This window comes from Flavobacterium aquidurense, assembly GCF_001404985.1.
GTDB classification, from domain to species: domain Bacteria; phylum Bacteroidota; class Bacteroidia; order Flavobacteriales; family Flavobacteriaceae; genus Flavobacterium; species Flavobacterium aquidurense_B.
Window position 1 is genome coordinate 260,973 of record NZ_JRLF01000009.1, and the last position, 24,046, is coordinate 285,018.

Consider the following 24,046-nt stretch of genomic DNA (forward strand, 5'->3'; position numbering starts at 1 on the left):
GTAAAACATGAAAAATGCTCGTCTTAAAGCAATTTATAATGAAACTTTTTCAGGTTTAAAACTTTTTTACAGAGACACTAATCTTACCGAAGATATAATTTCAAATTATAAAGTTGGACAGATAATTCAGGAAAAAGGTTTTACTGACATGACTTCAATGGGTGGCGGTATTTCTGAAAATACCAGATATCTAATTGCAAGTGCCCATGCAAAAGATTTATCAAAATTCAATCTTGATTCAGCAAAAAACGGTCACTTTCTTTTAGACACGATTGCTTATTTTAAAGTATTGGACATTCAGAAAATCAACAACAAAACACAGGTTTTTCTTTTAAACATTCCTGACAATTCACTAACGCTTCTTAAAAATTCGACTTCAAATCTCGAAGAGGAGATTATAGAAAAAGCGAGAAAGAAATTTAATGATAAAATTAACCTGCCTTTAATTCCGGAATTACTAACAGAAAATTGGAAAGAAAGAACAAAATCTCCAATTGGAATAGATGAAAATGGCAAAATGTTTTTTGATGATTCTAAAATTAAAACTGAAGATTTAAAAAGAATAGAAATTGATATTGCCCGAAAAACAATTGAAGTTAATAAAAAGCCTTGGTGGAAGATATGGTAAAAGCTTTTATCCAAAAACACTGTCTTACTAAACCATAATATTTAATGAAAGGAACTTTACTAGTATTTTCTTTTACAATATTTTTAGGATGTTCTAAACCACCTGCTTTTGTTTTAAACGACACAAAAGAAAACAAATATTTTGTCTCGAAATTAGTCAATCAAGCCTTTGAAGAAAATCAAATTGACAAATCACCTTTGATTGTTATAAACGGAATTTCATTAAAATACAACAAAAAGCAAGATACCATAATTCTGCCTCTTAAAAAATCTGAGATTATAAGTTTAGATTTTTTAAACAAAAACAGTAGTCGCATTATTTATAATGAAAAAGAAAATGACGGTGCGATTATAATATCAGCAAGAATTAAAAACAAATAATCTCATAAATCGTTTTCGTAACTATTTGTTATATAATTGTGAACCGATATCCTATTAAAACTAATTTCAGTATTTTTGTTTTTTATAACCACATTTTCAATTAAACAAAAAAAATGGCTTTAAACACAACAAACCCAACCGGGACTGAAGCGTGGAAAAATCTGCAAAACCACTATAACGCAATTCACGAAACTACGATACAGGAATTGTTTCAACAAGATAATAGTCGTGTTGAAAAGTTCAATTTACAATGGAATGATTTCTTAGTTGATTATTCTAAAAACAATATTAGTCAGGAAACTATTTCCCTTTTATTAGAATTAGCAAATTCAATTGGATTAAAAGAAGCAATTGCCCAATATTTTGGCGGAGAAATCATCAATCAAACTGAAAACAGAGCTGTTTTACACACGGCATTACGTGCTCCGGAATCTGCTGTTATTAAAGTTGACGGAGAAAATGTAATTCCGGAAGTTTACGAAGTAAAAAATAAAATAAAAAAATTCAGCCACGAGGTTATTTCGGGAGAAAGAAAAGGATACACCGGAAAAGCTTTTACTGATGTTGTAAATATTGGTATTGGAGGTTCTGATCTTGGTCCGGTTATGGCAGTTGAGGCTTTACAATTTTACAAAAACCATTTAAATCTTCACTTTGTATCTAATGTAGATGGTGATCATGTTAATGAAGTTATCAAAAAATTAGATCCTGAAACTACACTATTTTTAATTGTTTCAAAAACTTTTACGACTCAGGAAACTTTATCAAACTCTGAAACTATTAAAGAATGGTTCCTGAAATCAGCTTCTCAGGAAGATATTGCAAAACATTTTGTGGCGGTTTCTACCAATATTCAAAAAGTAACAGAATTTGGAATTAATCCTGACAATGTTTTTCCAATGTGGGATTGGGTTGGAGGAAGATTCTCTTTATGGAGTGCTGTTGGATTAAGCATTAGTTTAGCAATTGGTTTTGACAATTATAATGATTTATTATCCGGAGCTCATGAAATGGATGAACATTTCAAATCAACAGAATTCGACGAAAACATACCTGTAATTCTTGCTTTGTTAAGTGTTTGGTATAATAATTTCTTTGGTGCCGAAAGTGAAGCATTGATTCCGTACACGCAATATTTACAAAAACTGGCTCCTTACTTACAACAGGCAACTATGGAAAGTAACGGAAAAAGTGTTGGCCGCGATGGAAAACCTGTAAATTATCAAACCGGAACTATTATCTGGGGAGAGCCTGGAACAAATTCGCAACATGCGTTTTTTCAATTGATTCATCAGGGAACTAAATTAATTCCAACGGATTTTATTGGATTTGTAAAACCATTATACGGGAACGAAGATCATCATGATAAACTGATGTCTAACTTTTTTGCTCAAACAGAAGCTTTACTAAACGGAAAAACTACTGAACAAGTTCAGGCAGAATTTGACAAACAAGGACTTCCTGCAGATAAAGCATCTTACTTATTACCCTTTAAGGTTTTTACAGGAAACAAACCAACTAATACAATTTTAATTCAAAAATTGACTCCAAAAAGCTTGGGTTCTTTAATTGCTTTATATGAACATAAGATTTTTGTTCAGGGTATTATCTGGAACATTTTTAGTTATGATCAGTGGGGAGTAGAATTAGGAAAACAATTAGCCAATTCTATTTTAGACGAAATCAATACAAAAACAGTAAAAAATCATGATAGTTCAACTTCATTTTTACTAAATCACTTTTTGAAAAACAAATAGATCATTATAAAAAAATTCGCAACAAACTGAAACGCCTTAATTTAAAACAAATTAAGGCGTTTTTCATACAAAAAAGCCTATAAATGGATTAAAATCCTTGATTATTGCAAGTTTAGAATTACAAGACTACGCATATCATTATCATTTTAACAAAATACAATAGCTAAAATTCAAAAAAATGTTATTTTATTTAATAAAAAAGAGAAAAATCATTTTAATACGCAACGAATTAAATAAAAGTTGTCTTTCTTAACATTTTGATAACACTATCTGATTTAATTGTTATAATTTTGCCAAAAACAATAAACTAATAACAAATGAAGACAATGAAAAATTGGTTACTCACTGGACTATTGTTCATGATAGTGTCAACCGCATTTTCTCAAGGAAAAATTACAGGTATGATTACCGACGGTGTTGGTTCATTACCGGGAGCAAATGTAGTGATCAAAGGATCTACAACTGCTACTTCTACAGATTTTGACGGTAAATTTACTTTGAGCACTACAACAAGTTCAGGAGAAATCGTTATTTCTTTTTTAGGTTACGAAAACAAAACTGTAAAATTTGCAGTTTCTGGTGGTTCAACTGCCAATTTAGGAACAATCGTTTTAACTTCTAATTCAAACGAATTAAGCGAGATTGTTGTAAAAAGTAGCGTAGTTGATATTGCAAAAGACAGAAAAACTCCGGTTGCTGTGTCTACAATTAAAGCTGCTGAAATTCAGGAAAAACTAGGTTCTCAAGAGTTTCCGGAAATTTTAAAAAGCACTCCATCTGTTTACGCTTCAAAAGCAGGAGGTGGATTTGGAGATTCAAGAATTGCTATTCGTGGATTTGACCAGAAAAACATTGCTGTTATGATCAATGGAGTACCTGTTAATGACATGGAAAACAGTGCAGTTTATTGGAGTAACTGGGCAGGTTTATCAGATGTTACATCTGCAATGCAAGTACAAAGAGGTCTTGGAGCTTCTAAATTAGCTATTTCATCTGTAGGAGGAACAATCAATATTGTTACAAAAAGCTCTGACATGAAAGAAGGTGGATCTATTTCATCTAGTTTTGGAAATGACAACTACCTTAAAGCACAAGCTTCATACAGTACAGGATTAATGAAAAACGGACTTTCTGCTTCTATCTTATTCAGCAGAACAGAAGGAAACGGATATGTTGACGGAACACAATTTGAAGGATATAACTATTTTGTAGCCCTTGGATACAAAGCTAGCGAAAAACATCATTTTGAATTTACTTTTACAGGAGCGCCTCAATGGCACGATCAAAGATCAACTTCTCCTCTATTAAGTGATTTCTTAAAATACGGAAGTAATGGTACTAAACCAAACATAAAATATAACTCTGACTGGGGATATAGAAACGGTGAAGAGTATAATTTAAAAACAAATTATTACCACAAACCAGTAGCTTCTTTCAACTGGGATTACAACATCAACGAAACAACAAAATTATCTACTATTCTTTACGGTTCTTGGGGTCGAGGTGGAGGAACTACTACTAATGGTGGTATTAAAGGAAACAACGCCTACTCTACAAATAATTCATTAAGAACTGCTGACGGATTAATTAATTTTGATTTAATCCAAAACTGGAACTCTGGACAACCAACTACATTAGGAACAAGAACAGCTACAGCTGGACAATACCAAAATAGTTCTGCTTCAGGAAGTGCTACAGTAACAAACACAGGTATAACTGAAATTGCTTCGGTTAACTCTCACAACTGGTATGGTGGTGTTATCAATTTAGACAAAAAACTATCTGATAAATTCACTTTAGACTTTGGTGTTGAAGGAAGAACTTACAAAGGAATTCACTACCAAAACTTAATTGACTTATTTGGTGCAACAAACTATAGAGATGCAACAAATGTTAATGCTAATCCAACTCCGGCATACTTTAGCACTACTTATGCGCCAAGACCAAGCGGAAATCCATTTGTTAGCACTGACTACCAAGAAAGAGTAAACTATTGGAATGATAGCCAGGTTAATTACTACGGAGCATTTTCTCAATTAGAATATTCTTCTGGAAACTTAACTGCTTTCCTTCAGGCTGCAGTTTCTCAACAAGGTTATAAAAGAATTGATCATTTTAAATATTTAGATTCAAATCCTCTTTCTGAAACTGAATTCAAAAACATTACTGGTGGAGATGTTAAGTTGGGAGCAAACTACAACATTAACGAACAACACAATGTATTTGCTAATGCAGGATATTATTCTAAACAACCATTTTTCAACGCAGTTTATCCTAATAATGCTTCTATTATTAATGATAACCTTACGAATGAAAAAGTTAAAGCTATTGAATTAGGATACGGTTTCCGTTCTGGAATTTTCAACGCAAACTTAAATGCTTATTATACTACTTGGGATGATAGATTTACACCTACATCTGATGCTGATGCAGCAACTAACCCTGGTGGATTCTATACATTCTCTGGTGTTAACGAAACTCACAAAGGAATCGAGTTAGATGTAACTGCAAGATTAATTGACAAATTGAAATTAAACGGTATGATCTCTGTTGGAGATTGGAAATACGATGGTAACGCAACTAGTAACCGTTTTGATGCTTCAAACAACCCTTTCCCTGGTGGAACTGCTCAAACACTATATTTAGACGGAGTAAAAGTTGGAAACAACGCTCAGACTACTATGGCTCTTGGTGCTGCTTACGAAGTATTAAATGGATTAAATGTTGATGCTAACATTAACTATTTTGAAAAATTATATGGTAACATCTCACCTGCTAGTTTTGCAAGTGCAACTAACAAAGGAGCAGTAGAATTACCTGGTTATGCTACTACAGATGCTGGTATCTCATACAAATTTGTATTTGGAGCTAACAAAAGCAATGCTTTAAACTTCAGATTCAACGTAAATAACGTTTTTGATAAAATATTTATCAATGAGTCGTTCACAAACATCTTTGCAGATGATATCAAAACACCTGCAACAGGAACAACTCCAGCAGTTACTTATGCACAAGCTGGAGCTTTATACAACGGAGTTGCTACAGCAAACAAAGTTTACTTCGGATTTGGAAGAACTTGGAACTTTACACTACGTTATGATTTCTAATATTTAGAATCTAAATAAATACCAAAAACGGCATTGACTTTTAGTCCAATGCCGTTTTTTTTATACCCTTTTTTGCTATATTTGTTTTAACAAAAAATAAAATTTATGTACTATTTTCTACAAAAATTCCATTCTGGCTGGGCTTATTTAGCACTTTTGCTTTTATTGATTGCAGTTGTAAATGCTATAATTGGCTTGACTTCAAAAAAAGATTTTACTGGTAAAGATCGCAAAATCGCATTGTTTGCCTTAATAGGAACTCATACTCAGTTATTGATTGGAATAATTCTTTATTTTGTTTCTCCTCTTGGAAAAGCAGCATTTGGACAAATGTCTAATGCCGAATTAAGATTAACTTCATTAGAACATCCATTAATCAACCTTATTGCTATTGCATTGATCACTATTGGATGGTCAAAACATAAAAAATTAATTAATAGCGAAGCTAAATTTAAAACTTTTGCTATTTATTATGGATTAGGATTATTGCTTATATTAAGTAGAATCCCTTGGAACCTATGGTTCTAAAAACCAATTAAAGCCCTAAAACAATAGGGCTTTTTTTATCTCGGCATATTATTTGTACAAACTCCCCAAGTCTGAAAAAAAATAACCCATGAGAAGTAAAAAACACATTATACTTACTAGCCTTACATTAACTTTTTTAAGCTGTTTTACTTACGTTATAAGTCAAACAAAACCAACTACAGAACCTAAAGCTAAAATACCTCAGGATACCGTAAAAATCATAAAACCTGATTTACTTGCTATCCCAACTGATTCTGTCTTTACTGACAAAGGTTTAAAGTTAAAGCCTTATAAAAAGAACGCACACGCCTCGTACTACGCTGACCGTTTTAACGGAAAAAAAACAGCCAGTGGAGCCCGATTTAACAACAGTAAATATACCGCAGCACATAAAAAATTACCATTTGGTACCAGAATAAAAGTGACAAATGAAGCTAACGGAAAATTTGTTATCGTTAAAGTCACAGATCGTGGGCCCTTTGTAAAAACAAGAGAACTTGATTTATCTAAAAGAGCCTTTATGGAAATCACCAAAAATAAAGGTGCCGGCGCCATGAAAGTTACAATTGAAACTATAATAGAATAAAAAAGTCCCGCTATTGCGGGACTTTTTTTATACATTTCCCTCTTAAAAAGCTTATAAGCAAACGTCTTAGCCTACTTAGACCTGATTTAAAGAACACAAAATACTTTTTGGGACTTCTTTCTATCAAATTTTAAAATTAAAAGAATAATTCAATATTCAACTACTTTTACCACACCTGCAAATAGTAAGAAAATATTCTATTTTTTTATTTTACTTTTTAAAATTTTATTTTACTTTAGTAGTAGTATATCTATATAAGTAAATGGAAGAAGCTCTTGATAAATTTTTAGAAAGTTGGCGTAATAATAGCGATGTTGTTGGAATACTTTTAACCGGAAGTCATGCAATTGAGATGAACCATAAAACTTCGGATATTGATATTCGAATATTCGTTAATGAAGGCTTTAAAACAACTAAAGGTTTAACAGAAATCGATGGATTCAAAATTTCATATTTAGTAAGGAGTCATACTATTATAGAAAATATATTAAAAAGAGAATTCTCCAGAAATAGTAGATTTGAAGCAACTACAATCTCTATGGGTAAAATTATCCTTGAAAAAGACGGTATCCTTTCTGAATTACAAAAACTTGCCCACCATTATCAGGGAAGTGACTTTACCAAAAGAGATATTGATGATGAATCTCTAAAATCAAATATATATCTTTTATATAACTACAAAAGTTACTTAGAAACTCTGGAAGAAGACTCTCCTTATTTTATCTACACCTATATGTTGTTTATGAAAATAAGCTTGAATTTCTATTCTCATTTTTTAAATTTTGAAATAGTTTCAGATTTAAAAACTGAAAAACTATTTACAAATGATTTATTCAGAGACAAATGTAATTGGAGTAAATTTCCTGATGAAGAGTTTGTAATACTTTGGCAAAACTGCATTTCACCAGGAAAAATCAACAAACATAATCTTTCTAAAATGTTTGATTTTCTACAAGATAAAGTCATAAGATTTAACATAAAAAACCACACCTTTTCTTGGCAAGAATAATACTATCGAATATATTTGTAATACTATACACTAAAAAATGTTAAATTCATGAAAACTAATCTTAAATTAACTAAAATTACGATTTCAAAACTTGATAATCTTAATCTTAGACCACTTCAAAATGATGAATTGCAAAATCTAAAAGGTGGAGGCGAAGTACCATCTTTTACTAGTACACTTGAGCCAACTACTAATCCAACTGATACAAGCGGACCAAGTGGCACAACTTCTACCGGAGGTGTTGATATCATAACAATTGGAGGGGGATGGAATGACACTTCATCTTATACCAGCTGTATCGTATCTGAAGGTGGGACTTGCATGACCAAACTATCATAATTATTTCCTTTAATAATTAGATAAAAATCCAAAACTTAGCAGTTTTGGATTTTTTATTCAACACATTCTATTTATGGATTTCATAGAGTCAAAGATTCATTTAATCAATGATCAAATAAGTTCTAGCTTTCAAAAAACAAACGAAATTGGAGTTTTAGCTGGTCTGTCCGGTATTGCTTTATTTAATTTTCATTATTCGCGAGTATTTAATAAAGAAACTACGATTGGTAGTGCTATTTTAGAAAAATGCATTCTAAAAATTAATGAAGGATATTCAAAACCAACTTACTGTAACGGAATAGTCGGTTTTGCCTGGGTAATAAACTATCTAATAAAAGAAAATTTTATAGATGATAGTAATAATGAAGTTCTTTATGAGATCGACGACTATAATCATGAATGGATAGATTTTTCAATAAAAGACAACAATTTTGATTTTTTTCATGGTACGATTGGGTATTTAAATTATTCAATTGATCGCTATAATAGTTTGACCAACTCTGAAAACTTAGAAAAAATTGAAAAATCAGTCACACTTCTATTAAACTATTTATCAGAATTACTTCCGGAAATTGAGTTATATCCAAATGGTTTAAAAAAATACATTATCAAAATGGGTTTTGAAAACAATGTATTTTTTGGCTCAGCTCATGGAATTTCGAATATTATATTCATTCTCAATAAAATCTCCACAATCCCGAAATTCAATTCAGAAGCACAATTATTATCTGATCAATATATCACCTATTTATTAAAGTACAAGAATGATAAAAATTCAGACATATCTCTTTTTCCGAATTTTTTGAGCAAAAAAGGAGTTGTAAAATATGAGAGTGCTCTTAGCTGGTGTTCCGGGGATCTTGGTATTGGTATTAATCTATTAAATACAGCTGTCCGTTACAATCATAATGAAAATTATAAACTAACCGGGATCGAAATCTTAGAACATGCGTCACAAAGATCTTCATTAGATAAAACATCTTTAAAATTAGACTGTCTCTGCCACGGCTATTTTGGAGCGTACAAAATTTTCTCAGATGCATATAAAATTACACAAAACGAAAATTTCCTTAAAGCAAGCAATTACTGGCTGGATCTTGGGATAAAAAACCTTACGATAAATAATGATTCAGATTTGACCATTTTAAATGGGCTATCGGGCATTGGACTTTCATTATTAGACCATATAGATTCGAAAAAACTAAACTGGGGCGAATGCTTGTTTTTGTAAAAATCAATTAAAAAAACAAGCAAAATTAGTTTTTACAACCACTTTTAAATTCCTTAAGCAATAAAACAATGAACCATTTCCCTTATAAATTATTTTCCAACTACGTCCTAAGAACACCTTTATATCCCATATCTGATTTATTTTCATTTTTAGACGAAATAAAAGATGATGATTCCACTTTCAAGAAAAAATTCAGTGAAAGTTTAATACAAGAAGCCATTTATGTGGCATCTCCAAACTTATATGTTATTTTGAAAAAATGGCTGGATGGAGAGCTAGAAGATCTCAAAAAAACAGAAAAATTAAAAACCTCACTTCTCAAATATTTAACTCGTATGTCTTCAAGGTGCACGCCTTTCGGACTTTACGCCGGATATTCAATAGGTTCATTTGCAGATGAAAATAATATTTTAGTAAGCAACAATACTGAGCATAGAAAGTACACAAAACTCGATATGTTTTATTTAGTTTCTCTAACTAACAACTTAATTAAAAACGAAAAAATTAAGAATAGCGTTCGTTTCTACGCTAACTCAACTATATATTCATACCATAATGAACTTAGATATATTGAATATAAATATTATGGATTAAAAAGAAGTCATGAAATTGTTTCCGTCGAAAAAACAGAAGTACTGGATTTTTTACTTGATTTTTCTAAAGAAGGCTATTTAATTACTGAAATTGCAAATAAACTGATTGCAAAATATACCGATGTAGAATATCATGAAGCTTTAGATTATATAAATCAAATAATAGAAAATCAATTACTAGTAAGCGAATTAGAACCGCTAGTTGTGGGATTGGATTATTTCACTCATTTACGACAAATAATATCTAAGATCGAAGATATCGATGAAATAAAGAATATAATTGAAGATGTTGCAGAGAAGATTGAAAAATTAGATATAAAAATTGAAAGTCAAATCTCTAGTTATAATGAAATAACAGCACTTTTAGAGGAGCTCAATACGAGATTTGATACAAAATTTCTATTTCAAACGGATTTAAAAATCGCAGTCCAGACAAATACATTGGATAAAAAAGCGATAAAAGATATCAGAGAAGGGATTATTATCTTAAATCAACTATCTCCTTACATGGAGAACTATTTCTTGAACAATTTTAAGAAAAAATTTATTGAAAAATTCGGAGAATCAGAAGTACCATTATCAATAGCTTTAGATTCAGATTCGGGAATTTTATACACGGAAAATCCATATCATAACATTCTTCCCGATGATTCTTTTATAAATCAAATTTTATTAAATAAAAAAAATACAAATAATGACCTTCGGTTAAATAAACTTGACTTGCTCTTGCATGAAAAAATCTTGAAGTCATATAAAAAAGACAGCCAAAGTATCATTATAGATAAAGATGAGCTACCTCATCTTAATAACAAATGGGACGATCTGCCTGAAACAATGTCATTCCTTACCGAGTTTGTAATTAAAGATGGCAAACAAAAAATACTATTAAACGCAGGTGGAAATTCTACTGGTGCAAATCTATTTGGAAGATTTTCATTAGCTGATGATGAGATTGATCACTTTTGTAAACAAATAACTGAAGCTGATAAAAAAAACAGCGAAAATGTTATTCTAGCTGACATTGGCCACTTACCTGAAGCAAGAATTGGAAATGTCTCTTCAAGATCAAAGTTTTACGATTATGAAATACCATACCTTGCAAAATCAATTCAAAAATTTAGCAATCAAATCCCCGTTAGCGATTTAGCCGTATCAGTTAATCATTTAGGAGAAATTGTCCTTCGTTCCGTATCTAAAAACAAAAAAGTCGTTCCTAGATTAATAAACGCTCACAATTTCAACAACAATAGCACTCCGATATATCATTTCTTATGTGATTTACAAACACAAGGCAAAAGAAATGGAATGCGTCTGGAAATAAATAGTCTCACAAAAATATTTAAACATATACCGCGAATAGAATATAAAAATATCATATTAAAAAAAGCAAGTTGGACTTTTACCCAACAAGACATTTCATTATTCTTTAAAAAAGTTCCTTTTGACCAACTAAAGAATAATATACAAGCTTTTAGAGAAGAGTGGAAAATTCCACGTTATATAAATATAGTCGAGGGAGATCACCAGCTCTTAGTTGATTTTGAAAATAGCACATCATTTGCCATGATGTTGGATCTCATTTCGAAAAAAGAGGCAATCATCTTTGAAGAATTTCTCTTCTCTGATGAAAATCAAATAGTAAAAAGAGGAGAAAGTGATTTTACCAATCAGGTAATCATTTCAATTTATAAAAACCACACAAACTAATTATAATGGTTGAAAAAATAAAAAGTCGCTTTTTCCCTGGCGACGATTGGCTATACTTTAAGATATATTGTGGCTACAAAGTATCTGATGTTTTATTAACTGAAATCATTAAGCCTTTTACAGAAAAGCTTATCAGAGAAAATTACATTAAAAAATGGTTTTTTATCAGATATACAGACCCGAATTATCACATCAGATTCCGACTTGAACTTACTGATAAAAAAAACATTGGACATGTAATACATGAATTCAATAATCTATTGCAAGAGTATATTGAGTCCAAATCTGTTTGGTCGCTACAAATAGATTGTTACGATAGAGAAATTGAACGTTATGGTTCAAATACGATGGAACTAGCGGAAGAAGTTTTTTTTAATGATAGTGTTGAAATAATTAATTTTCTATCAACTTCAAAAAGCGAAGAAACCGATATTGTTTCAGAGTCTAAACCTATATTTAGTTTAAAACTAATTGATTTTTATCTGAGTCATTTTAGACTAACTGATTCTCAAAAATTAAGTTTTATGCAAAGACTTAGAGATTCCTTTTACAAAGAATTTGACATTAACAAAGACAATAAAAAACAAATTGAAAAAGTCTACAACAAACATAAAGAATCAATCTATCAGCAATTATTAGATACAAATAATGCTATAACAAATACTGCAATAAAACAGAATATAGACGAAATTTTAAAAGTTGCAAAACAGGAATCAACACCAGAAAATAAAGTTACTTATTTAATTTCAAGCTTTGTACATATGTCACTAAATAGATTGTACTATTCTAATAATCGAATTCATGAATTAGTATGTTATGATGTTCTATGGAAATTTTACAAATCTAAAATTAGCAGAGGTCTATAAGATCAATATTAGATAATACACGTTGTAGATAAAAACATCAGCTTAAAAACTGGTGTTATACTAAACCTAATACTAATAATATTAAACAAATTTTCTAATACTCATAATTACACCAGTATGAAGTCCTTCATGATAATTATTAAATTCCAATGCTCCGTTTATGTCACTAATTGTATTTCCTAAGCTGGTTGTATACTCCTGAAAATTTACAAATATAGCATCAGAATAGTCTTGTTTTGTCTGCTGCAAAGTCGTAGAGAGTAATGCTTTAACTTCATCTACCTCTTCTTGCGAAACATCGCCTTCCGGCTTTGCTCCTTTTGAATATTTTACTATAAACTCTTTAGAAACCATTGTTGGCAAACCTGACAATTTATAAACTAAAGCTTGTTGAACTGCAACGCAATGTGCAGCATTCCAAATAATATTATTATTAAAGCCCTGAGGGATTTTATTTAGCTGTTCTAATGAATGATTATCCAAGATCTTCACAAGAACTTCTCTAATGGTTTTTTGTACTTCAAAAACTGAATTCATAATTTTATTTTTTTTCTAAAATTAGGCATTTTTCAGTTTTAAATGAATTTTCTTTGTAATCTCTTAAATTTAAAAAACATGAACAAAATATACTATTTAGCCTCTTGCGATACCTGTCGAAAAATTATTAAAAGTTTACCAAAGGATAACAATCTAGTTTTTCACGACATTAAACAAAATCCGATAACTGAAGCAGAACTTGAAGAAATGTACCAACTTGCAGGAAGCTATGAAGCTTTATTCAGTAAAAAAGCACAACTATATAAGTCAATGGATCTAAAAAACAAGTCTTTGACTGAAGCTGATTATAAAAAATACATCCTGGAACATTACACTTTTATAAGCCGTCCGGTTTTTATTATTGACGAGAAAATTTACATTGGAAACACTCAACCTGTAACATTGCAGGTTCAGAAGGCTTTAGAAAAATAAAAAGAATTAAAGTTATAATGGATTGCGGGTTGCGTTAGGGATAGAAGCGGAAATCCTTTTTTGAGCTTTTTCTGCTCGAAAAAGATTGTAACGAATAGCCCGGCCGGAGGCAACGCCCAAATTAAAATTCTTGTTCTAAAAAGTTAGCTACAAATTTCACGAATTTGCACGAATTAAAAAGTTTCAAATTAATGCCAATTCGTGAAATTCGTGGCGAAAAAATCTTAATCTAATAACGGTTTTAACAGATTAGTTATTTACAACCCAAGACTGCAAAGTTTTATTTATCTTTGCGCCTTTATACTCAATTATATGATACAATCTATGACAGGGTTTGGCAAAGCTTCTTTGCAATTGCCTACAAAAAAAATTACCGTTGAAGTAAAATCCTTAAATAGTAAAGGTTTAGATCTAAACGTAAGAATGCCGTCGCTTTATCGCGAAATGGAATTAGGTCTGAGAACTCAAATCTCTACAAAACTGGAAAGAGGAAAGATTGATTTCGGGATTTACATCGAAAGTACTTCTGAACAAACTTCGACTAAAGTAAATGTTCCTGTTGTAAAAAATTACATCGCTCAGCTAAGAGAAGTTTATCCTGATGCCGATGAAACTGAATTAATGAAAATGGCAGTTCGTATGCCTGACACGCTAAAAACGGAGCGTGAGGAAATCGACGAAAATGACTGGGAGCAAATTCAGGTGATCATTGAGGAAGCTTTACAAAATATCCTGACTTTTAGAAAAGATGAAGGGGAATCTCTTGAGAAAGAATTTAACTTAAGAATTGGAAATATTCGCCAATACATGAACGATGCTTTGGCTCTTGATCCGGAACGTGTTCAGGCTATTAAAGATCGTTTGCAAACAGCAATCTCAGAATTGAAGGTGAATGTTGATGAAAATCGTTTCGAACAGGAATTGATTTATTATTTGGAAAAACTGGATATTACTGAGGAAAAAGTTCGTTTGACAAATCATCTAGATTATTTCTTAGAAACCATAAAAGGTACTGAAGCTAATGGTCGTAAATTAGGTTTTATTACTCAGGAAATGGGTCGCGAGATCAATACAATGGGTTCAAAATCGAATCACGCCCAAATGCAAAAATTGGTTGTGATGATGAAAGATGAATTGGAAAAGATTAAGGAACAGGTTTTGAATGTTTTGTAAACGCAATAAGCTTTAAGCAATAGGCTTTAAGCAAAAAAAACATAAAGTAAGGAGCTTAAAGCGTACTGCCTAAAGCCTAAAGCATATATTAATGAACAAAGGAAAATTAATTGTTTTCTCAGCGCCTTCGGGATCGGGAAAAACAACTATAGTAAGACATTTACTTGGGAAAGAAGATTTAAACTTAGAATTTTCGATCTCAGCGGCTTCACGCGACCCACGCGGAGAAGAAGAACACGGAAAAGATTATTATTTTATTTCGTTAGAAGAATTCAAAAAACACATTAAGGCCGAGAATTTCCTGGAATGGGAAGAAGTTTATCGCGATAACTTTTACGGTACTCTAAAAGCCGAAATTGAACGCATTTGGGCTTTAGGCAAAAACGTGATTTTTGATATTGATGTTGCAGGCGGATTGCGTATCAAACATAAATTTCCGGATCAGACTTTGGCAGTTTTTGTAAAACCGCCAAGTGTAGATGAATTGAAACGCAGATTAAAAGAACGCTCTACTGAAAGTGACGATAAGATCAATATGCGAATTGCAAAAGCTTCTGTAGAGTTGGCAACTGCCCCTCAGTTTGATACCATTATAAAAAATTATGATTTAGACACAGCTAAGGAAGAAGCGTATCAATTGGTAAAAGCTTTTGTAAATAAAGACTAGAAACTTCATAAATCAATACTTTTTTAGAAAAAGAGCCGTTAGCTTTTGATGTAACCGCTATTAATTTTTGTATTATGATTAATTTATTTGAAATAAAAAGAAACGAGAACTACCTGAGTATTATTCTTCTTGTAATTAGAATATCAATTGCAACATTAATGATTTCACATGGTTTATCTAAATTGAATATGCTTATATCAGGAGGTGAAATTCAATTTCCTGATCCACTTGGAGTAGGAAAAACAGCTTCCTTAAGTCTTGCCGTTTTTGCTGAAATAATATGTTCGTTTTTTCTTTTCATTGGTTTAGCAACCAGATTGGCAACTTTACCCTTAATAATTACAATGCTTGTCGCTGTATTTATTATACACGGAGCTGACCCAATCGATGTTAAAGAAATGGCAATTTTATATCTTTTATTTTATTTACTTCTTCTTGTTACCGGAAGCGGCAAATTTTCTGTTGATTATTTGATTTCAAAAAAAAATCGTTTTTAAAAACTATTTTTTAATATTACAGAATAATTCAAAAGTAAAAATAACACTATAATGATTGCTATTTGAATTATGAAAAAAAACCTTTTATGAAGATAGGCCTTTATTTCGGAACGTATAATCCCATTCATGTTGGCCACTTAATTATTGCCAATCATATGGCTGAATTTGCCGATTTAGATCAAATTTGGATGGTAGTTACGCCACATAATCCGTTAAAAAAGAAGGCAACCTTGCTTGACGATCATCAACGTTTGCAAATGGTTTATCTTGCTACCGAAGATTATCCTAAAATTAAACCTTCGGATATCGAATTCAAATTACCTCAGCCTAATTATACCGTAAATACTTTAGTTCATTTACACGAAAAGTATCCAACGCATGACTTTTCATTAATCATGGGCGAAGACAATCTGAAAACGCTTCATAAATGGAAGAACTACGAAGTGATTCTCGATCACTATGATATTTATGTATATCCACGTATTTCTGAAGAGGAGGAAAATATTGAATTAAAATCGCATCCAAAAGTTCATGTTATCGATGCTCCAATTGTAGAGATTTCTTCAACTTTTATTAGAAACAGTATTAAGGAAGGGAAAAATATTCAACCATTATTGCCTGCAAAAGTTTGGGAATATATTGATCATAATAATTTTTATAAAAAGTAAATGCCTTTCTCTGCTTCGATTTTTTATCCAAAGAAATCCAGACGATTTGACTTTACTTTGTCTGAAAAGCTAACCTACTATTCTTTAACTGCAATTATTTCATATGTTTTATTGCTTCAGTTTATAGAAACTTCATTTGGATACGATATTTCAAAATATGCCTATTGCTTACTTATAATTCCTGTAATAACTTATTTCATTGCTGGTGGCATTAGATTAAATGAATATGAAAATTTGAATGGATACTTTGAAGGGAGTATTTCTTTTAAAGAAGATTACGCATTTATTGATTCCGTAGAATATCAATACAACAAAATAGAAAATTTAATTTTATACGGAAACTCTTATTCAGGTCAAAGAAATGAAAACACAAGGTCCGGTCCAATGTATAGTAACGGAGTACATAACTTAATTTCTTTCGATTATGAAGATCAAAAAATATCCAGAAATTTTAAATTAGATTCAGAAAGACATATTGATGAATTGCAATCAGCTTTATTGAATATTATTACAAATGAAAAAATCCCATATCAAAGAAAATATCTAAATTTAATAAATAAAGAATACCGCTCATACATGAAATTCGAACTTTTTATTGCAAAATTGATCAAAGAAAAAAGGATAGAATGTACAGAAGGATTGCTATTAATTGGATACGATTCTGATACTGAAGCAAAAGAATTGAGAGCAAAATATTGCTGCTAAAAAATGGATAATAACAAACAAACAAAAGCCTGAATTTAAAAATTCAGGCTTTTGTTTTTAATATAATTTATTTCAGAAACAGCTCCAGCGGAGCGATATGTTTTCTCATATTTGATTGTCTAAAATATACCACCCCGATGGGGTTTTCTTATAACAATCCTAAAATACTATAAATATATCGCCCCTCTGGGACTTACATCAATTCAACTGGTAGTTGAATTGTTATGCTTCAACATTTATTGAACTCTTAACTCGTGATCTGATATCAGTTAAAGACAGATCAACCAAAAGTTTTCCGTCTCTGAAAACTTCTTTCAATTCGCCTTGTTTTTCTTCTTCCCACGAAACATTATCCGTTAAATGGTATACACCATCGATTAGGTCAATTTTCATTAATCCTTTAGCCGATTTTTTAGTTCCGTCATCTGTGATAGGATCTTTAAAAATTGCTCTTCCTTCTCCATCTACTTCTCCGTAAGTCGCTTTCATGGCAAAACCAAAAGTATCTCTGGTATTGTATTGATACGTAAAAGAACCAATTCCTAAAACAACGTTTGTAGAAGCAAATCCTTTTTCTTTTAATCTTTCGCAAATTTGAGTTGCTCTTGCTACCGTAATACTATCGCCGTAAATAGCCCCAATTTGAGGAACAAGCTCTTTATATCCTTTTGCATTCGTTGTACCTCCAAAAACATCCCAAAGCAGCTCAATTACACCTTTCTTCTCTTCTTGAGTTTTACCGTTTGGATTACCGCAGATAATATCAACCGGATCACCACTATCAGGACGAATCACTACTTTACCTTCTCTGGCAACAATATCTTCTTTTAAACGAGGTAAATAATCGGTTAAAACTTTCCATAAATCCCAGGTATCAGAAACGATAGATACAATTCCTTTTGGATATACCTCTGTAACCAATCTTTTGAATGTTTCACATTCTCCTTCAGTAGTTCCCATACACATCACAGAATGCTCTGTTGCAGCAACTGAACCCGCAATCAATTCAGTATCAGAATTCGCGTTGTAATAATCTTCGAAGAAATCAATTACCGGAATAGTATCTGAACCTGTAAAACTCAACAAATGTCCTGCAGCAGAAGTTATTGCTGCTTCTATTCCGCCCATTCCTCTCATCGAAAAATCATGAGCTTGCCAATCTACAAATTCAGGAACAGATGATGTTTCATCTGCATATTTGTCTAATACTTTTCTGTATTCTCTTGCAAGAGTTGCAGAGTTACAAGGCAGCCAAACTACAGCAGAAAGTAAAGTCTCGAAATAATTCGTCAACCAGAAAAATTCAGGAATCGTATTATACATCGTAAACATTGGTACTCTCAAAGGCACGCTTGATCCTTCCGGAAGGGCCTTAAAAACCATTGGAATATATCCTAAATCATGTAAATCTTCGATATGTTTTGTTCCAACCTGGTTTTCTCCTAAATAATTATTGATTCTTCGAGCATATTTTCTAACGACTTCTTCTTTTGGTTTTTTAAAGAAGTCAGTATCAAAATCATGAATGATATATTTTTTGATAAAATATTGTAATCCAAAAAATACCACCTCATCAAGCCCTTCAATTCTTGATTTTCTGGGTGTCCAGTTTGAATATACTAATGTAGTTTTATCCGGGTATTGTCTTCTGTGGTCAACTTTGTAACCGTCTGTTAATAATAATGGGTTCATATACTTTAATTTATATTTTTTGATAATCGTTCTGCTAAATCTTTTATATCATTGGCCCTAACCAAATTTTCAATCCATTTTTCAGGAATATTTTCGATTCCATAATAAATACCTGCCAAACCTCCGGCAATCGCGGCAGTTGTATCTGTATCTCCTCCTAAATTAACAGCTTTTAAAACTGTTTCTTCATATGTTTCAGAATTTAAAAAACACCAGAAACTGGCTTCCAAACTATGCAAAACATAACCTGATGATCCAATTTCGTTTTCAGGATATTTAGAGATATCATTTTGTAAAATTCTATCAAATAAATGAATTTCCTTTGGATTATACTCTTTGTCTTTCAAAAATTCTGCTAGAATATTTTGTGTTTCTGTGTATGCTTCTTTTTTATTTTTCTCTTTTAAAATTTCCAAACAAAAAATAACATAGATAAAACAAGCAAATACTGACCGAAAATGAGCATGAGTTATAGAGGAAACTGCTTTTACTTTTTTATAAACAACCTCGATATCTTTTTCATTTTGAAGATAAAAAACTAAAGGTAATATTCTCATCAAAGAACCATTGCCATTATCTTCATCAAAAAAATTACCGGAATCTCTGGCAGAATCACCTTTTACTATTCTGGCTAACGAATGCTTTGTAGTTCCTCCTATATCAAATACTTTGTGATGCGCTCCCCAATATCCTTCCTGCATCCACTTTACAAAAGTTACGGCCATATCTTGGATATCAAAACCTTTGCATAAACTTTCGGCAGTACAAAAAGCCAACGAACTATCGTCACTAAAAGTTCCCGGTGGCTGATTCCAACTCATATAACCCATCATATCAGTAACAGGGTTTTCTTTTAAAGAAATTCTTGATTTAAACTCCACAGGAACTCCCAGAGCATCACCAATTGCCATACCAAATAAACCTGATTCTATTTTGTTTTTCATCTCTATTTATTTCTTCCTTTTTCTGTTGGATAAAAAGATTGTACTACATCACTTTGCCAGAATTCTTTTGTTGCTATAACAAGGCAAGTTAGTTTTCCATAAAAACCTGCGCCGGTATCGATATTCCAGACATTGCACCCTTGCATTGGAATCTCAACATTATAATGAAGTGTTGGTGTATGACCAATGTAAATTTCATTAAAGAGTAATAATCTTTTAGGATATAAAAGTGAATCTTTTTGTATTCTTTTATCCATTGTCAAAGCCATTTCCCAAAGTGTTCTGTCCCATGAAAAATTTGTTGTATAATGTTCTTTCTCTGGACCGTGCATCGATGAAAAACCGGCGTGAATAAACAAATTATTATGTTCATCTACATAATAATCTTTCATATTAGAGAAAAATTCAAGATGCTTTTCTTTACGCATGAAATCTATGTTTTGGTAACTTTCTATAGTTGATTTTCCTCCGTGAAAAAACCAAATATCATTAATTACATTATTTTCCAGCCATTCGTGACACCAAACATCATGATTACCTCTTATAAAAATGCATTCCTGTTTTTGGGATAATAAAATCAGAAAGTCAATTACTTGTGCTGATTCTCCCCAGCCATCGACATAATCTCCTAAAAAAACAAACCTGTCATTTTCTGTTACCTCAACTCTATCCAGCAATTGATCCAAAGCTTTTAATCCGCCGTGAATATCTCCAATAACTAAAGTTCTTTTCATAATAAAAATATCTTTTTGCGTTAAGTTGCGGAACTAAATAGTATCGATTAATTAATGTTTAAACTTATTATCCAAGTTCAAATCCAGCTTGACTAGAAAATCTTTTCCAAATTTATCATTCTCTAAACCTTCATATAAAAATGCTGGCAACACCTTATCACAGTTTTCTTTATGACTTAAAATTGCCATGCAAAGAGCCGCAACTGTATCTGTATCTCCACCATAATCTATACTGGTTTTGAGGCAATCGCTCATAGAAGTCGCTTCTGAAACAATTTTGATCACAGATTGTGTTGTTGGGTATCCGTGCATGTCAATTGGAGAAGTAATTTTGTAGGTTTCATTCTCTTTTAAAGTTTCATTCAAAAACGAGATCAAAGTCGATCCATCTCCTAAATTATATTTAAAATAATGAACTGCCAAGGCGATACGTTTTGCACAACTAATTCCTTCAATCGTATGATGAGAAGTTTTTGCCTGAATTTCGCAAAACTCAAGCAATTGATCTATGTTTTTTAGATACCCAATAGAATACGCCCGCATTGCAGAACCATTTCCGTTACTGCCATTATTAATTATTTTAATAAAATCAGATCCATTTGCACTGGCGTCTAAAGCATTGTAAACCCTGTCTGAATATCCTCTTCTTTTATCTCTGTGAAATACTTCTACAAATTTATCGGCAACCTTAATCTCGTTCCAATTATCATCTTCTAACAACAATTCTGAAATTGCGATTGCCATTTGAGTATCATCCGTATATCGTTTGTAAATTTCAGTATAAAGACCGTGTTTATGATACTCAGTCAAATTATTGTTTTGAGAAATAAAATCTAAATCGCGAAATTCAAAACCTGCTCCATATGCATCGCCTATTGCTGCTTCTAGTATCATAACTGTTATTTTTACTTATTAATTTTGAATAGATTTTAGTCCTCCTTACGATTTAAACTCAATATACTTCGCCGGAACCTCATTTGTTAACCAAACATTATTTTCAGACAAATAAAATTTAAATCCGTCTCTGTGCATTGCACCACTTCTTACGGTGAGAATATGGGGAATCCCTCTTCTTCCTCCTACTTTTGTGGCCGTTTCCAGATCTTTGGAAAGATGAACATGTTGACGGCTCATTTTTTGCAAACCTTCTTTTTTAATATTATCCAAAAATTTTGCAACAGTTCCGTGATATAAAAGCTCTGAAGGTTCTGTTTCGTTCAAATTCAATTCAACAGAAATCGAATGTCCCTGACTTGCTCTTATTTTTGTTTTATCTTCATTAAAGGCGAAACGTTTTTTATCATTGTTTTCTACCACATAATCCAAAAGAACAGCGTCTAGTTTCTGTCCTTTTTTAGAGCATTTTAAAATTAATTCATCTACATCTGCCCAGCCATTTTCATCTAATTTTAATCCTATTTTTTCCGGAGAATGCCTAAGTACTAAACTTAGAAATTTACTCACTGTTTTTGCTATTTTTTCATTCATGATTTCTCTGAAATTTTTAATTTTTTATTCAGTTCTTCATCCTTAAAAACGAATGGCTTTTCAGCAGGAACTACTAATTTTTCTAATTGCTGGTTCTGAACAAACGAATATTGTTCTTTTACAAATTCCGAAATATCTTCGATTAACATAATATCTTCTTTCGCAAAAGATTTTATAAAGTCATCTCTTAAACCAATCTGAATGGCTCTTCGTTCTAATTTGTTTCCGTACGGATCGTGATCAGGATCCCATTGTAATCTTACTGATGATGTTTTTACTTGTTCTTGCCATTCTTCATGACTTATTTCAAGCGAAGCATCATAAGAAGAATAAACGGCATTTTGCAAATACTTATTGAATGCCGAGATTTTAAGGTGAATTGCCAACACCACTTCTTGTCCTTCTTTAGTTCCCCATCCGTTTCTGTACATCATCCAAAGAAAATTGGGTTTAATCCAGGTCATTCTCGTAAGGCTAAATTCTCCTCCAAAAAACTGATTTTTTACTGCAAATTCACCTATATCTTTTCGGTATGATTGATACACTATTATTTCTTCATCATCATATTGAGCCATAATGTGATAACCTGATTTTGGCCATGCTGTTATTTGCTCATCATATTTTTTTAATTCTATTTTCATTTTATTTTCTACACAATATCTTCATTATGCGTTTTATTTAATTCAATCAGACACAATTCAAATAATCTGATTCTATTATTATTTATTTTCTAATAAACCACTATATATTTCATAACTCTCATCATCAAAACAAATAAATACTACTTTATCAATTTCCGAAATTCTTTCAAAATTTCGAACTGCTTCTATAGCAATTTTCGCTGCTTTATCTTTAGGAAATCTGTAAATTCCCGTACTAATACCTGGAAAAGCAATTGTTTTAATATTGTTATGTACAGCCAGTTTTAAACTGTTTTGATAACAAGATGATAGTAAATTCTTTTTTTCTTGTTTATCACCATCCCAAACCGGACCAACGGTGTGAATTACATATTTTGATGGTAAATTTCCAGCTGTTGTAATCACAGCTTCACCAACTTTACACCCGCCTTGTTTATTTCGAATCTGGATGCATTCGTCTAAAATAGCTTTTCCTCCTTTTCTATGAATAGCACCATCAACACCTCCTCCGCCAAGCAAAGAAGTATTGGCTGCGTTAACAATCGCATCGACTTGAATTTCGGTTATATCACCTTTAAGGATTTCTAATTTCATAATTAATTTATTTCAATTCATCCCTAACTTCCATTAAAGCAAAACCTAACAAATTCAAACCTTTCCATTTGGCAGGATTGAGAATATCTTTGTGATCACCCGCCATTCCTATTCCCCAAATGGCATCGACCGGACTTGCTTCTACTATAACCCTGTCTTGTGTGTTTAGTAAAAAAGTTTTTAGCTCCGGATTCTGACTGAATTTATGATAATTCCCTTCTTTCACAATGTCAAATCTTGCGGCTAACCAAAGGGTTTCATTATAATTCTTTACTTCTCTTCCAAACTTTTTGGCTTCAGCAGGAGATTTAGCCTGAAGTATTTTCTCCAAAATTTTATCATCTTTAAACAATTCGGCTTTCTTGGCCATCATCCAGTGTTCAGCTGTTTTATAAATCACTTTATCAACTTCGAAAGAACTTAACCACCATTGACTAAAGCAGGTTTTAGAAATGCTCCCGTCTTTATTGGGTTGATGTCCCCAGAAAAATAAAAATTTACTTTCTGCGGCTATGTTTTCTATATTATATTTCATTTTTTCTC

The 24,046-nt window shown here is 31.7% G+C and carries 26 protein-coding genes; 17 read left to right on the forward strand and 9 right to left on the reverse strand.

What is annotated here, in order from left to right; genetic code table 11:
- The first annotated feature begins 7 nt into the window (after positions 1-7).
- From RC62_RS07190 to RC62_RS07240, 11 genes are all read left to right on the forward strand, one after another.
- Positions 8-628: a hypothetical protein gene (locus tag RC62_RS07190; protein ID WP_055094011.1), complete on the forward strand. Its 621-nt coding sequence runs from the start codon at positions 8-10 to the stop codon at positions 626-628.
- 44 nt (positions 629-672) lie between these two features.
- A complete protein-coding gene (locus tag RC62_RS07195; protein ID WP_055094013.1) occupies positions 673-1,008 on the forward strand; it encodes a hypothetical protein in 336 nt (111 codons plus the stop codon).
- Positions 1,009-1,121: 113 nt separating this feature from the next.
- Positions 1,122-2,765: a glucose-6-phosphate isomerase gene (gene pgi / locus RC62_RS07200; protein WP_055094015.1), complete on the forward strand. Its 1,644-nt coding sequence runs from the start codon at positions 1,122-1,124 to the stop codon at positions 2,763-2,765.
- A gap of 326 nt (positions 2,766-3,091) precedes the next feature.
- Positions 3,092-5,872 (forward strand): TonB-dependent receptor, encoded by a 2,781-nt coding sequence (locus tag RC62_RS07205; RefSeq protein ID WP_316932852.1) that lies wholly within the window; start codon positions 3,092-3,094, stop codon positions 5,870-5,872.
- Between the two features lie 105 nt (positions 5,873-5,977).
- Positions 5,978-6,400, forward strand: coding sequence for a hypothetical protein (locus tag RC62_RS07210; protein ID WP_055094019.1), 423 nt, complete (start codon positions 5,978-5,980; stop codon positions 6,398-6,400).
- 88 nt (positions 6,401-6,488) lie between these two features.
- On the forward strand, positions 6,489-6,986 hold the full coding sequence (locus tag RC62_RS07215) for a septal ring lytic transglycosylase RlpA family protein (protein WP_055094021.1): 498 nt from the start codon (positions 6,489-6,491) through the stop codon (positions 6,984-6,986).
- A 262-nt stretch (positions 6,987-7,248) separates the two neighbouring features.
- Positions 7,249-7,995 (forward strand): nucleotidyltransferase domain-containing protein, encoded by a 747-nt coding sequence (locus tag RC62_RS07220; RefSeq protein ID WP_055094023.1) that lies wholly within the window; start codon positions 7,249-7,251, stop codon positions 7,993-7,995.
- Between the two features lie 48 nt (positions 7,996-8,043).
- A complete protein-coding gene (locus RC62_RS07225; protein WP_055094024.1) occupies positions 8,044-8,334 on the forward strand; it encodes a hypothetical protein in 291 nt (96 codons plus the stop codon).
- 73 nt (positions 8,335-8,407) lie between these two features.
- Complete coding sequence (locus RC62_RS07230; protein WP_055094026.1) at positions 8,408-9,565, forward strand: lanthionine synthetase LanC family protein; 1,158 nt, start codon at positions 8,408-8,410, stop codon at positions 9,563-9,565.
- A gap of 68 nt (positions 9,566-9,633) precedes the next feature.
- Complete coding sequence (locus RC62_RS07235) at positions 9,634-11,865, forward strand: lantibiotic dehydratase family protein (protein WP_055094027.1); 2,232 nt, start codon at positions 9,634-9,636, stop codon at positions 11,863-11,865.
- Positions 11,866-11,870: 5 nt separating this feature from the next.
- Complete coding sequence (locus tag RC62_RS07240) at positions 11,871-12,731, forward strand: thiopeptide-type bacteriocin biosynthesis protein (protein ID WP_055094029.1); 861 nt, start codon at positions 11,871-11,873, stop codon at positions 12,729-12,731.
- Positions 12,732-12,812: 81 nt separating this feature from the next.
- Here the strand turns inward: RC62_RS07240 and RC62_RS07245 are convergent, their stop codons facing one another.
- Complete coding sequence (locus RC62_RS07245) at positions 12,813-13,268, reverse strand: DinB family protein (protein WP_055094031.1); 456 nt, start codon at positions 13,266-13,268, stop codon at positions 12,813-12,815.
- A gap of 78 nt (positions 13,269-13,346) precedes the next feature.
- Between RC62_RS07245 and RC62_RS07250 the strand changes: the two genes are divergently transcribed.
- From RC62_RS07250 to RC62_RS07275, 6 genes are all read left to right on the forward strand, one after another.
- Positions 13,347-13,700: an arsenate reductase family protein gene (locus RC62_RS07250; RefSeq protein WP_055094033.1), complete on the forward strand. Its 354-nt coding sequence runs from the start codon at positions 13,347-13,349 to the stop codon at positions 13,698-13,700.
- Positions 13,701-14,012: 312 nt separating this feature from the next.
- A complete protein-coding gene (locus RC62_RS07255; protein ID WP_055094035.1) occupies positions 14,013-14,873 on the forward strand; it encodes a YicC/YloC family endoribonuclease in 861 nt (286 codons plus the stop codon).
- A 91-nt stretch (positions 14,874-14,964) separates the two neighbouring features.
- The gene (gene gmk, locus RC62_RS07260; protein WP_055094037.1) at positions 14,965-15,540 is read left to right on the forward strand and encodes a guanylate kinase; all 576 of its coding nucleotides are present in this window, start codon (positions 14,965-14,967) and stop codon (positions 15,538-15,540) included.
- A 74-nt stretch (positions 15,541-15,614) separates the two neighbouring features.
- Entirely contained in the window at positions 15,615-16,037 is a 423-nt protein-coding gene (locus tag RC62_RS07265; RefSeq protein WP_055094039.1) for a DoxX family protein, read from the forward strand.
- A gap of 86 nt (positions 16,038-16,123) precedes the next feature.
- The gene (gene nadD, locus RC62_RS07270) at positions 16,124-16,705 is read left to right on the forward strand and encodes a nicotinate (nicotinamide) nucleotide adenylyltransferase (RefSeq protein WP_055094042.1); all 582 of its coding nucleotides are present in this window, start codon (positions 16,124-16,126) and stop codon (positions 16,703-16,705) included.
- Entirely contained in the window at positions 16,706-17,410 is a 705-nt protein-coding gene (locus RC62_RS07275) for a hypothetical protein (RefSeq protein ID WP_055094044.1), read from the forward strand.
- Between the two features lie 222 nt (positions 17,411-17,632).
- Here RC62_RS07275 and RC62_RS07280 read toward each other — a convergent pair whose 3' ends face one another.
- The 8 genes from RC62_RS07280 to RC62_RS07315 form a co-directional block, all read right to left on the reverse strand.
- Positions 17,633-19,102, reverse strand: a complete 1,470-nt coding sequence (locus tag RC62_RS07280) for a nicotinate phosphoribosyltransferase (RefSeq protein WP_055094046.1) — start codon at positions 19,100-19,102, stop codon at positions 17,633-17,635.
- 5 nt (positions 19,103-19,107) lie between these two features.
- Positions 19,108-20,046: an ADP-ribosylglycohydrolase family protein gene (locus tag RC62_RS07285; RefSeq protein ID WP_055094048.1), complete on the reverse strand. Its 939-nt coding sequence runs from the start codon at positions 20,044-20,046 to the stop codon at positions 19,108-19,110.
- Positions 20,047-20,048: 2 nt separating this feature from the next.
- Entirely contained in the window at positions 20,049-20,780 is a 732-nt protein-coding gene (locus tag RC62_RS07290; RefSeq protein ID WP_055094050.1) for a metallophosphoesterase family protein, read from the reverse strand.
- A gap of 51 nt (positions 20,781-20,831) precedes the next feature.
- Complete coding sequence (locus RC62_RS07295; protein ID WP_055094051.1) at positions 20,832-21,674, reverse strand: ADP-ribosylglycohydrolase family protein; 843 nt, start codon at positions 21,672-21,674, stop codon at positions 20,832-20,834.
- A gap of 45 nt (positions 21,675-21,719) precedes the next feature.
- Positions 21,720-22,268 carry an RNA 2'-phosphotransferase gene (locus tag RC62_RS07300; RefSeq protein WP_055094053.1) on the reverse strand — a complete coding sequence of 183 codons (549 nt, stop codon included), beginning with the start codon at positions 22,266-22,268 and terminating at the stop codon, positions 21,720-21,722.
- Positions 22,265-22,909 (reverse strand): DUF4291 domain-containing protein, encoded by a 645-nt coding sequence (locus RC62_RS07305; RefSeq protein ID WP_055094055.1) that lies wholly within the window; start codon positions 22,907-22,909, stop codon positions 22,265-22,267. The genes RC62_RS07300 and RC62_RS07305 overlap by 4 nt, the downstream gene beginning before the upstream one ends.
- Positions 22,910-22,987: 78 nt before the next feature.
- On the reverse strand, positions 22,988-23,503 hold the full coding sequence (locus RC62_RS07310) for an O-acetyl-ADP-ribose deacetylase (RefSeq protein ID WP_055094057.1): 516 nt from the start codon (positions 23,501-23,503) through the stop codon (positions 22,988-22,990).
- A 7-nt stretch (positions 23,504-23,510) separates the two neighbouring features.
- The gene (locus tag RC62_RS07315; protein WP_055094059.1) at positions 23,511-24,038 is read right to left on the reverse strand and encodes an NADAR family protein; all 528 of its coding nucleotides are present in this window, start codon (positions 24,036-24,038) and stop codon (positions 23,511-23,513) included.
- Positions 24,039-24,046: the final 8 nt, after the last annotated feature.